At 39.1% G+C, this 12,467-nt stretch carries 10 protein-coding genes and 1 pseudogene; 9 read left to right on the plus strand and 2 right to left on the minus strand.

Annotated features, from left to right (window positions below; translation table 11 throughout):
- The 8 genes and pseudogenes from ACGEDC_RS16415 to glnS all read left to right on the plus strand — a co-directional run bounded on the left by ACGEDC_RS16415 (position 1) and on the right by glnS (position 9,467).
- Positions 1-621: an energy transducer TonB gene (locus ACGEDC_RS16415; RefSeq protein WP_055023896.1), complete on the plus strand. Its 621-nt coding sequence runs from the start codon at positions 1-3 to the stop codon at positions 619-621.
- Positions 621-1,871 (plus strand): tetratricopeptide repeat protein, encoded by a 1,251-nt coding sequence (locus ACGEDC_RS16420; protein ID WP_055023895.1) that lies wholly within the window; start codon positions 621-623, stop codon positions 1,869-1,871. The genes ACGEDC_RS16415 and ACGEDC_RS16420 overlap by 1 nt, the downstream gene beginning before the upstream one ends.
- Positions 1,872-2,069: 198 nt before the next feature.
- Positions 2,070-3,905 (plus strand): DUF885 domain-containing protein, encoded by a 1,836-nt coding sequence (locus ACGEDC_RS16425; protein WP_394494513.1) that lies wholly within the window; start codon positions 2,070-2,072, stop codon positions 3,903-3,905.
- Positions 3,906-3,997: 92 nt separating this feature from the next.
- Positions 3,998-4,276, plus strand: a complete 279-nt coding sequence (locus ACGEDC_RS16430; RefSeq protein ID WP_055023893.1) for a peptidylprolyl isomerase — start codon at positions 3,998-4,000, stop codon at positions 4,274-4,276.
- An 83-nt stretch (positions 4,277-4,359) separates the two neighbouring features.
- Positions 4,360-4,896, plus strand: a complete 537-nt coding sequence (locus ACGEDC_RS16435; RefSeq protein ID WP_211028231.1) for a GNAT family N-acetyltransferase — start codon at positions 4,360-4,362, stop codon at positions 4,894-4,896.
- A gap of 218 nt (positions 4,897-5,114) precedes the next feature.
- Positions 5,115-5,354, plus strand: coding sequence for a FeoA family protein (locus ACGEDC_RS16440; RefSeq protein WP_055023891.1), 240 nt, complete (start codon positions 5,115-5,117; stop codon positions 5,352-5,354).
- Positions 5,347-7,640, plus strand: a pseudogene (gene feoB, locus ACGEDC_RS16445) (Fe(2+) transporter permease subunit FeoB). The gene ACGEDC_RS16440 and the pseudogene feoB overlap by 8 nt, the downstream one beginning before the upstream one ends.
- A 156-nt stretch (positions 7,641-7,796) precedes the next feature.
- Complete coding sequence (glnS, locus tag ACGEDC_RS16450; protein WP_394494516.1) at positions 7,797-9,467, plus strand: glutamine--tRNA ligase; 1,671 nt, start codon at positions 7,797-7,799, stop codon at positions 9,465-9,467.
- 88 nt (positions 9,468-9,555) lie between these two features.
- Here the strand turns inward: glnS and ACGEDC_RS16455 are convergent, their stop codons facing one another.
- Positions 9,556-10,569, minus strand: coding sequence for a glucosaminidase domain-containing protein (locus tag ACGEDC_RS16455; RefSeq protein WP_394494518.1), 1,014 nt, complete (start codon positions 10,567-10,569; stop codon positions 9,556-9,558).
- Between the two features lie 160 nt (positions 10,570-10,729).
- Entirely contained in the window at positions 10,730-11,326 is a 597-nt protein-coding gene (locus tag ACGEDC_RS16460) for a Yip1 family protein (RefSeq protein WP_055023887.1), read from the minus strand.
- A 336-nt stretch (positions 11,327-11,662) separates the two neighbouring features.
- Here ACGEDC_RS16460 and miaE point away from each other — a divergent pair, with 336 nt between their 5' ends.
- Positions 11,663-12,430: a tRNA isopentenyl-2-thiomethyl-A-37 hydroxylase MiaE gene (gene miaE / locus ACGEDC_RS16465; RefSeq protein ID WP_394494519.1), complete on the plus strand. Its 768-nt coding sequence runs from the start codon at positions 11,663-11,665 to the stop codon at positions 12,428-12,430.
- Positions 12,431-12,467: the final 37 nt, after the last annotated feature.

Raw genomic sequence — 12,467 nt, forward strand, 5'->3', positions numbered from 1 at the left:
ATGCTGAGAGCAATAGTATCACTCATTTTAGGTGCTGCTGTTACTTTCGCCTTGTTTATCTTCATGGCCTTCTTGGTCGGTGGCGGCGCTAAGCGCGCCGACACCAAAACTGATTCTCCTATTATTGAGATCAGTATGGAGAAGCAGGATACGAAAGTTCAGGATAAGCCAAGGGTCAAACCTAAGCCGCCAGCGCCACCTGAGCAACCGCCTAAGCCGGAAACTACTCCGCCAGATACGTCATCAGATATTGATACGAATATGGCATTTAACATGAGTGGTGTAGTGGCTGGTGGTGCGAGCACAGGCTTTAAACTCGGTAATATGATGACGCGTGACGGCGATGCAACACCAATTGTACGTATTGATCCTCAGTACCCAATTGCTGCTGCTCGTGATGGTAAAGAAGGTTATGTACAACTTTCGTTTACTATTAACGAACTAGGCGGAATCGAAGACGTTAAAGTTATTAAAGCAGAACCTAAGCGTATTTTCGACAGAGAAGCAGTTAGAGCTCTGAAGAAATGGAAATACAAGCCTAAAATCATTGATGGTAAGGCGATGAAGGTTCCTGGCATGACAGTTCAACTTGACTTCACTCTAGATAAAGGAGGTAGATAATGCGTAAAGTAAATACAATAGCTAGTGCATTAATGCTGACTTTATGTAGTACTTCTTTATTGGCTGTTTCAACCGCGCAAGCTGCTGAAAAATGTCCAATCGAAGAGCGTCAATCAAGAGCTGTTGGTGCAAGTGCTGGTAAAAAAGTTCAAAGAGCATTTGAAAGATATACAGAAGGTCAACTTGACGAAGCCATTGAGATCTTACTCGAAGTCAATACAAAAAATGATTTCGACAAAGCTTATATTGGTCGCATGATTGGCTCTTTCTATGCTGAAAAAGGTCAAATGAGTACCGCTATTAAGTACTTAAAGACTGCTGTAGATGCTGATATTCTTGGTGGTACAGATCACGCTGCAACATTACGTTTGTATGCTGATTTATTACTTCAAGAAAAACAGTTTAAGGAAGCGATTCCTTACTACTACAAGTGGATGGATTTTACTTGTAAAGTTGACCCAATAGTATACCGCCGTGTTGGTATTGCTTACAGTGAACTTAAGCAGTGGGATAAAGTACTTGAAGTGGCTGACAAAGGTCTTTCCTTGATGGAAAAACCTGATAAAGGCCTTTATCAAATGAAATTGACTTCATACTTCAACCAAAAGAAGTATAAAGAGGCTGTAAAAGTACTAGAGATTATGGTGCCTTTATTCCAAGACGATAAACGTCTATGGGTTCAGCTTGCTCAGTTCTATTTGATGACTGAAGATTATACTAAATCTTTAGCAACTTATGATTTAGCTTATAAAAATGGTTTTCTTGAGACAGATGGTAACATCACTCGTTTAGCTCAACTTATGTCGCAAAATGGTGCGCCTTATAATGCTGCTAAAATTTATGAAAAGCATATGAAGTCTGGTTTGATTAAAGAGTCTGAAAAGTCTATTAAAATCTTAGCTGGTTTCTATCATAACGCTAAAGAGTTCAAGCAAGCAGCTAAACTCTATGGTCAAGCTGCTGAGTTAACAGGAGATGCTGAGTTATACCTTAAACAAGGTAAAATCTTAGCTATCGCTGAACAGCCTAAAGCTGCAATTCCAGTGTTTGAAAAAGCACTTGCAGCTGGTTTAGATGAGCCTGGTGATGCTGAACTTGAGCTAACGTTAGCTCACTTAAGCCTAAAGCAATACAAATCTGCTTATAAACGTGCAAATCGAGCTGCTAAACACAGTAAGACAAAACGTAGCGCAAATAGCTATATTTCTTATATTAAAGAAAAAGCACGTATCAACAACATTACTTTGTAAGTTTGTTGATATCGAAAAGCCCCTTATGGGGCTTTTTTTACTTTTCATTTATGGTTTATGTCTTAGGTAACTTGTTATTCTAAGTTACAATTTACCGTTAGAGTTATTCACTAAATTTAGATAAATTACACATAATAACTACAAAGTATCGGATCATTTTTTGGTAATAGGTTTATTACCATCCATAGGGAAATTATTATGCAAAAAACGCTACTCGCCGTATCAGTTTCATCACTTATGTTGTTGCAAGCTTGCAGTGAACCCGAAGCAACCTCAGCTCCTGCTAATACTGTGACAACAGAAACTGCAGCCAAAGCGGTTACAGAGCAATCAGCTGAAGATATTTACAAAGCAATGGCTGACAATTATTTTAATGATGTACTTGCTTTAGAGCCTATCTACGCAACCTATGTTGGTGTTAATGATTACAATGACCAATTTGGTGGCGCGTTAACAGAAGAATATTTAAAACAGCGTCATGAGCTGAATTCAAAATACTTAAAACAAGCCAAAGCAATAGATGCTGATAAGTTACCTAAAAATCTGCAACTCAGCTTCGATATGTTTATTTATGATAGGCATATGGATCTTGTTGCTGAAAGTTATCCGGAACATTTCATGCCGATGAATCAGTTCTATAGCACTGTGATTAGCATGGTGCAATTGGGTAGTGGTGAAAGTGCGCAACCTTTTAAAACGGTAGAAGATTATCAAAACTGGTTAGGTCGCTTATCTGGCTTCATCAATTGGGTTAAGTTAGCTCAAGTAAGAATGGATGAAGGTATTAAGAGCAAAGTTGTACTGCCTAAAGTGCTTGTAGAAAGAATAATTCCACAACTTGATGCTCAGTTAGTTGAAACTGCAAGCGATAGTTTATTTTACACGCCAATTTCGTCTTTACCTGAAGACTTCAGTGACCAAGATAAAGCTGCGTTAACCAAGGGATATACTGCCCTTATCCAAGATGAGCTTCTACCGTCACTGACCCAATTAAGAGATTATTTCAAAGACACCTATTTACCGCATGCTCGCGCATCTGACGGTTGGTGGGGATTACCGAATGGCAAGGAATGGTATCAGACATTAGCTAATCGTCACACAACAACGACCATGCCTGTTGACGAAATCCATCAAATTGGTCTTTCTGAGGTAAGTCGAATTTTATCTGAAATGGATAAAGTGCGAGAGCAAGTTGGTTTTGAAGGCGATTTAACAGCATTTTTTGCATCGCTATCAAGCGAACCTGAATATTTCTTTGAAGATAGACAAGGTTTAATTGATGGGTACATGGCATTAAAAGACAGTATTAATAAAGAGCTGCCTAAGTACTTTAATGTCATGCCAAAAGCTGACTACATTGTTAAACCTGTTGAAAGCTTTAGAGAAAAATCAGCAGCAGGTGCTTCATATCAGTCGCCTGCGGTTGATGGTTCTCGTCCGGGTGTGTTTTATATCAATACTTATAATTTGAAGGCTCAACCTAAATGGGGTATGACGACTTTATCACTGCATGAAGCAGCTCCTGGACATCATTTCCAAATTGCGATTAAGCAAGAGTTAACTGGAATCCCTGAATTTCAACGCTTTCAGGGCTATACTGCTTTTGAAGAAGGTTGGGCGTTATACGCTGAGTACTTAGGTATAGAAATGGGGTTATTTAAAGACCCGTATCAATATTTCGGTAAATTATCTGATGAAATGCTAAGAGCGATGCGTCTTGTTGTTGATACAGGCTTACATTCAAAAGGCTGGAGTCGTGAGCAAGCTATCCAGTATATGAAAGATAACTCTCCAATGGCAGAATCAGATATTGTTGCTGAAGTTGAGCGCTATATGGCGATTCCCGGACAAGCACTTTCGTATAAGATTGGTCAGCTTACTATATTAAAATTACGAGCTGATGCAGAGTCAGAATTAGGTGACAAGTTTGATCTTAAAGGTTTTCATGATCAAATCTTAACCACTGGTTCATTGCCTATGGCTGTGATGGAGAAAAAGATAGCACGTTGGGTCGAATCTGAATTGGCAAAATAACGAATAACTGTTAGCTTGTTAGTTGAATATATATAGGGAGTTTTACTCCCTATATTTTTAGCAATTTTATCTACAATTAGTAGGAGTACATCATGGTACAGGCAACTGCACGACACCTTTTAGTTAGCTCAGAAGAGCAATGTGAGCAATTGAAACAAGAAATTCTAGCGGGTGCCGATTTCGCTGAAATTGCAAAAGCAAATTCTTCATGCCCATCTGGAGCACAAGGTGGAGAGTTAGGTTCTTTTGGGCCAGGAATGATGGTTCGTGAATTTGACGAGGTTGTTTTTAGTGCGCCATTAAACGAAGTTCAAGGACCAGTGAAAACACAATTTGGGTATCACCTTCTTGAAGTAACAAGCCGCGGTTAATTTAACTCTTAATCGTCGAAGGCAGCTTTGGCTGCCTTTTTTATTTTTTGTTACTCAATAAATTTAATCAATGGAATTGATAAATGATTGCATTATATACAGATAGGTTAGTCATTAGAACAATTCAGCAAAACGACTGGTCAAATGTGCTAGCAATTAATTCTGATCAAACTGTGTTAACACATATTCGGCCTGTTACCTCTACTGCGGATATTGAGTCGACTTTTAAGCAACGGTTGGAACCATGGTCATACGATTCAGGTGAGTGGTTAACCTTAATCATTGAAACAATACAAGATAAGACGTTTGTAGGCTTAACCGGTTTTTATAAAGAGTCCGACGCGATGAATCGTGCTGAAGTAGGTTACTTAATAAGTCCCAACCAACAAGGTTTAGGTTACGGCACTGAAAGTTTAAAAGCGGTTATCGATTGGGGAATACACGAATTCAATATTCAAAAGTTTATCGGTTATTGTGCTGTCGATAACATTGGATCGGCTCAGGTAATGCGCAAGTGTGGATTTATCCAAGAAGGGTTATTAAGACAGAACCATAAGATTGGTGACAGGCAAATAGATGAATACCTGTTTGGATTGCTTCAATCTGATATTAGGATTTAAACAATCAAGGTTAAATGAAATAAATTGCGAATTTTACGCCATACATAAATAAGCCATAAAATCACTTCTTAAACTCGGGCTTTTATCACATAATTACCAATACAATTGAAAACTATTCTCGTTTCCACTTATAAAACATGATCTAGGTAAAGGTATTGCGTAAATGGCTAATATAAAATTAATCAATTATAAAATTTTGCACGCAAGGTGGATGTCTAATGAAGCTCAGTGAACTCAATCCTGGGGATACGGCTAAGATCGCTGAAATCGGTCAACTTTCTTTACCTCAAACAGTAAAGCGGAAGTTGTTATCTATGGGGATTACACCTCATACAGCGTTCACAATGTTACGCCGAGCACCAATGGGGAGTGGTGTAGAGTTAGAGTTACGCGGTAGCCGTTTATGCATGCGTCGCGATTTAGCAGATATCATTGAGGTGGTAGTAGCACATGACTAAAGAATTTCATTGCGTCACTGTAGGTAATCCAAATGCAGGTAAATCAACTTTATTTAATGCATTAACAGGCGCGAATCAGCAAGTTGGTAACTGGTCAGGTGTTACAGTTGAAAAGAAAACAGGCTATTTCACGTTAGATAATACCAATGTTCATCTTACTGACTTACCAGGTATTTATGACTTGTTGCCAGCTGGCAACAGCTGTGATTGCTCCCTTGATGAGCAAATTGCTCAACAATATTTAGCAGATCAAAGAGTTGATGGGATTATTAACCTTGTTGATGCAACTAACATTGAACGCCATTTGTATTTAACTGTGCAACTAAGAGAACTTGGTGTTCCTATGGTTGTGGTGTTAAACAAAATCGATGCAGCTAAAAAGCTTAGTATTGAAGCTGATATCGAACGAATGAGCCAAGAGTTAGGTTGCCCTGTTGTTGCCGTTTGCTCTAGAGACGAATCAGATATAAAGCAAGTTCAAGATCAAGTGCTGAGTTTATTAAAAGGTGAGGTCACTGAATCTCCACTGGTACTAGATTACGATGAGTCCATTGAGTCCGGTGTTAAAACGTTACAACAACATGCTGAAAACTTGAGCCGTGGCCGTGCACTAGCCATGCTGGGTAATGGCAATGGCTGTGGACAATGTGATAGTACCAGCCTTAAAGATGTAGTAAACAACTGTACTCAAATCGCTGAACAGTCAGGTACCGACATTGAGGTACTTGTTGCCACGACAAGGTTTGATTTTGTTCAAAAAGTATTTGATGCATCAGTGAGCGTCGGTGAGCATGAAAGTGCAAGCGACAAACTAGATAAAATCATTCTTCACCCAGTGCTTGGTGTGCCAGTCTTTTTGCTGGTGATGTACTTAATGTTCATGTTTAGTATCAACGTTGGTAGCGCCTTTATTGATTTCTTTGATATTACTGCTGGTGCAGTATTTGTCGACCAATTTGGCGCCTTATTAGAATCTATTGGCTCACCTTTGTGGTTAGTAACTATTTTGGCTGGCGGTATTGGTCAAGGTATACAAACTGTGGCAACCTTTATTCCAGTTATTGCCGCATTGTTCCTCGCATTGTCAGTACTTGAAGCATCTGGTTATATGTCTAGAGCTGCTTTTGTCGTTGATGGTTTAATGCGTCGTATTGGACTGCCTGGAAAAGCGTTTGTTCCAATGATTGTAGGGTTTGGTTGTTCCGTTCCTGCCATTATGGCGACACGTACACTAGGCAGCGAGCGAGAAAGAATTGTCACAGGCATGATGGCACCATTTATGTCTTGTGGTGCTCGTTTGCCTGTATACGCCTTATTTGCTGCAGCATTTTTTCCAGACTCGGGTCAAAATCTTGTATTTTTACTTTACATCATTGGTATTTTAGCCGCAATTGGTACCGGCTTATTACTGCGTAGTACAGTATTGCCAGGTACCAGTAGTGCTGTGGTGATGGAATTACCAAGTTATGAAATGCCAAAGGCGAAAGCGGTTTTTTCACGTACGACCAAACGTACTAAAAGCTTTATCCTAGGCGCAGGTAAGACGATTGTTATTGTTGTAACACTACTGAACTTTGTGAATGCCATTGGTACCGATGGTAGTTTCGGTCATGAAGACAGTAAAGAATCGGTATTGAGTGTTCTGAGCCAAAAAGTCACGCCGTTATTCTCTCCTATGGGAGTAGAGCAAGATAACTGGCCGGCAACAGTAGGTATTATTACAGGTATCTTTGCTAAAGAAGCCGTTGTTGGAACGCTTAATAGTTTATATTCAGATCCAACAGAAGGTGATGAAGAGCTTGCAAGTCTATCTGAAAGCTTCTCAGAAGCATGGGATACCATTCCTGAAAACTTATTCGGCATTGCACCAGAAGATCCATTGTCGATTGATGTAGGTAATGTAGAAAATATCGATGAAGCTGCAGAAGAGCAGGGGTTGATCGTTCAACCTTCAGTGCACTACAAGCTGGTTTTAGCACTAAGGTAGCTGCTTTTGCTTACTTGTTATTTGTTTTACTTTACACACCATGTGTTGCAGCAATGGGAGCATTAGTCAATGAGTTCGGCTCTAAATGGGCGCGTTTTGCAGCGCTATGGACCTTTGGTTTAGCATATGGCAGTGCCACTGTTGTATATCAAGGTGCAAATATAGCCAAGCACCCTGTTCAATCAATTGGCTGGATTTCATTCTTCAGTATTGCATTGGTTGGGTTTTATTTCTGGCTTAAAAAGCAGGGTAAGAAAAATCAACAGATTATTCCTGGTGTGCGAGTCATTACCGAATAAGCATAAATAATGTTCAAATCAAAACCAGCATTTTAGTAAATGCTGGTTTTTTGTTTTCTGATGATTATTTTTATCAAACAGGCATTGTAACTCACGTAAAACTGTAGGATCATCGAAGGTCTGAAAATTTAACCACCGTGCACTAAGAGGAACTCTATGAGTCAAGTGGACAACGAAGTACGTCCAAGTAACTTCATTCGTAATATCATTGATGAAGACTTAAAAAGCGGAAAGCACGATAGCGTGCATACACGTTTCCCGCCGGAGCCAAATGGTTTTTTACATATTGGTCACGCAAAGTCTATTTGTTTAAATTTTGGTATTGCAAAAGATTATCAGGGTCAATGTAATTTGCGCTTTGATGATACGAACCCAGAAAAAGAAGATATCGACTACGTTCACTCAATTCAGGATGACGTACGCTGGTTAGGGTTCGATTGGGCGGGTGAAATTCGTTATTCATCTAACTATTTTGATCAACTTCATCAATATGCGTTGGAGTTAATTAATAAAGGGCTTGCCTATGTGTGTTTTTTGAATGCAGAAGAAACACGTGAGTACCGTGGTACGTTAAAAGAGCCAGGTAAAAATAGTCCTTACCGTGATACCAGTGTTGAAGAAAACGTAGCGCTGTTTGAAAAAATGCGCTTAGGTGAATTCAAAGAAGGTGAGTGCGCTTTACGTGCTAAAATTGATATGGCTTCACCATTTATGTGTATGCGTGATCCCGTTATCTATCGGATCCGTTTTGCACATCATCATCAAACTGCTGACAAATGGTGCATTTATCCAATGTACGATTTTACGCATTGTATCTCAGATGCTATCGAAAATATCACTCACTCTTTATGTACTTTAGAGTTTCAAGATAACCGACGTCTATATGATTGGGTATTAGATCATTTAGATGATTTCAATCAACCAAACCGCACGCGTCAATATGAATTTTCAAGACTAAACCTTGAATATACCTTGATGTCGAAGCGTAAATTAAATGACTTGGTTGAAAGAAACTTAGTGAATGGTTGGGATGACCCTAGAATGCCAACGATTGCTGGACTTCGTCGTCGTGGCTATACTCCTGCATCTATTCGTGAGTTTTGTCAGCGTATTGGCGTAACAAAACAAGAGAACTTGATTGAAGGCGGGGTGCTTGATGCCTGTATTCGTGAAGAGTTAAATGAGCATGCACCACGAGCAATGGCTGTATTAAAGCCAATTAAAGTGATAATTGAAAATTATCCTTCGGATTCACCAGAAACAATTAATGCCCCTATGCACCCGAATAAGCCTGAGATGGGTACTCGTGAATTGGCATTTGGTAAAGAATTGTTTATTGATGCTGAAGATTTCCGTGAGTCTGCAAATAAGCATTTCAAACGTTTAGTGTTAGGTAAGGAAGTTCGTTTACGTAACGCTTATGTGATTAAAGCTGAACGTTTTGATCAAGATGAAGACGGTAATGTGACTACTGTTTACTGTACTTACGACAATGAGACATTAGGTAAAAATCCTAGCGATGGTCGTAAAGTAAAAGGCGTGATTCATTGGGTTGAAGCTTCAACGGCTAAGCAAGCAGAGTTCCGCCTTTACAATAGATTATTTACTGAAGCAACGCCTGCAGCATTTGATACTGTAGATGAGGTGATTAACCCTGAATCTTTAGTTGTCGTAAATGGTGTAGTTGAAGCAGGTCTTGTAAATGCTGAAGTTGAGAAGGCTTATCAATTTGAGCGAGAAGGTTACTTCTGTGCAGATAACAAAGATTCAACAGCTGAGCATTTAGTTTTCAATTTAACAGTGCCTTTACGTGACTCTTTTGCATAAATTATAAAATGACATGTTGTCATATTTAAAAGCCAAGGTGTTGACCTTGGCTTTTTTGTTTTTACTCGTTAATTAAATCCAAAGGGTATTATTGATTGGATGAAATCAAGTGTAATGGTCTGTCATTGCTCAAGTAGGCTTCATCAACTTGATCTAATTTATTATAACGAATCATCTGCTGTATGCCGTCAATGTAAGCTTGCCCGCGTTCTGAATATTTATCTAGCGTAGAAGCCAATTGTATTCCCGTAATAGGTTGGTCATCGGCTCTTAAATCTCGTCTAAGCTCTCTAAGCTTAATATAGGCTGCGTTAGTGTTAATATTTAGCATATATCCTTCTACAGAAGCTTGCGGTGTATCAAACCTTGCTAGACCATAGTTTCCTAACTCTTTTCGTTGCTGCTTAGGGATCATTCCGTTACCACTAAAATCCCACTGTCCGAAAAAGGCATTACCTTCAACGGTAAACCGGGATGTTGCCCAACCACTTTCTTCTGCAGCTTGAGCTAATACAAGCGATGGCGGCATGATATCGACGCGCTTTAATAATTGCTGTCTTTGTTCTTCTGTTAGTGCACTGTCTTGGTCAGTGATTACTTTATATTTAACTGCGATATCGATGAGTGATTTATCATCAAGTGAAGCTTGCTCGACAGTTTGTCGTTCGTTAAGAATGTTCTCATTACTGATTAAAATCAGTGGCGCCATTAATCTGAAAAATACCATCTTTTTCATCTGCACTGGAATTTCATTGGACGTTTGCTGCCACTTCTCACTGACTCGCTCAAAGGTTAGGCGAGGGACTTCTCGTACACCCGCTTTCCAGCTTTCGGTATTGTAATTAAGTGAGTCAAAAAGGCTAATTAGTTCATCTAATGAATTTAAGCTAATGTCTTTGGCTGATTGATGTGATTTTGATTGCACCGATTTTGATTGAACCGATGTCGTTTCAGCAACAGGTTTTGAATTTGAAGTTGTTGGCTTAATTTCAGACTGAACCCTTCCTTCATCGGTTGAGGATTTTACCCAATAATTAATGGCGAAAAGTCCAAACAACAACAGTGCGACAAACAGAATTTTTTGGTAAGTATTTTTAGTCATGTGTTCCCTTAACGATAGGGCTTATTGTGCCGCTATAGATAAAAATTGATCGTCTATTACATGGCAATTAAGAGCGACGCATTCTCAAGCGAATAAACTAATGTTTTATCCACACAATAAAAAAGGCGCCAATGCGCCTTTAATTATAGTCGATTTGTGACTATTGCATCATTGGGCCGAAACCCATGCTCCAAAGAATAACACTACTACCCATTAGACCAACTAATAATACCAAGCCCGCAGTCACTACTGAGCTTGCGTAAATAAAGCCTTTTTCTTCCGGGATATTCATTATGATCGGGACTCCGGCATATAGCAGATAAACAGAGTAAGCTAAGCCTGCTAAGCCAACGAGCATAATAAACCATAGCACTGGATAAAGTACTGAAATACCTACCATAAATAAAGGTGTCGCAGTGTAGGCGGCCAGCTCCAACGCTTGAGTAAAGGTTGGCGTGGCATCGAATGTTTTTGCCATCCAATAAGATAGGTAGGCAAGTGCAAGCACGCCACCGATTAAGCCAAAATACATACCGACAGACATGAACATTGCGCTTTGCGGTGTTAAAAATAAAGGTTCACCATTAGCTGGATGCCAGCCAATGTAGGCAGTAGCAATATAGCTACATACAGAAGGAATTAAAGCGATAAGTAAAATATGACTTAGACTGCTTTTTACAGCTTCGTGATTGCGTTCAATTGTCTTCCACTCTTCCTTTGGATGAGTGTATAGCCCCATTAAGTGATTTAATATCATTGTTATTATCCTTGTTTAGCATTCATACATAGCTCGCCAAACTTCAGACGAACTGATCATAGCCCCATATATCAATCGCCTTAATCAGTCCCACACATACCAGCTTAAATGACTCTGCTTTTTGAGTGATTTAAGCCAATAATAACTTCATCCCTATAGAAGTTTATCCATTAAAGGCAATCGAAATACAACTTTAGCAACTATTGTTACGAAGATGTATAGACTATTTATTGAACATAAGCATCCATTCGTCAAGCTCTAATACGCTTTTATCTGTAGAAATCTTGCTATTACAGGTAAAATAGCTGCAAATCCAGTCGACTACTTAAATCATTCATGCAGCAATTACTTGAGCCAATTAAGGCGTTTTTAAAATGTGATACACCACAGTTATGGGTAGATGAAGCCAAAAAGCCTGAAAACTTGTCTTTGCTTTTAAGAGATCACTTACTATGTGAATTAAAAGCCGCTCAAAGTGCTATGTTTTTAATTCGCAAATACGCCGTAGATAAAGACAGCGCAACCCAGCTTAGTGGGTGGATCAAGCCTTACGAAGAATTTGCTTATAAAAAGCAAGGGTCCTTAGAGACACTTACAGGTAAAAGTAATATTTCAAAGCAAGTTACGGTCAGAGCTGATTGTGACTACGGCCAAGATTTAGTGGATAAAATGGTGCTGCTGATTAAGGAGGAATTACATCACTTCTATCAAGTGTTAGAACTCATGGATGCGAAAAACATTCCTTATGAATTATTAGAAGCTGGGCGATATGCGAAAGGAATGATGAAGCATGTGAAAACTTTTGAACCTGACGCGCTCGTTGATAAATTAATCATAGGGGCATTTATTGAAGCGCGTTCTTGCGAACGTTTCGCTAAAATCGCACCCTATTTAGATGCAGATTTGGAAAGGTTTTATATTTCTTTGTTACGTTCAGAAGCCCGTCATTATCAGGACTATTTATCTTTAGCGCAAACTATAAGTAAAACTGATATCAATGAACGAGTAGCATATTTTGCAAATGTTGAAGCAGAGCTTATTCAATCGAATGATGAAGACTTCAAGTTTCATAGTGGTGTACCACATAATCTAGTCTCGAATTAACGCATTAATCTTAAATATCTTGAATTGAGCCGAATTA

This window comes from Shewanella sp. ENK2 (assembly GCF_043568515.1).
Classification (GTDB): Bacteria; Pseudomonadota; Gammaproteobacteria; order Enterobacterales; family Shewanellaceae; genus Shewanella; species Shewanella japonica.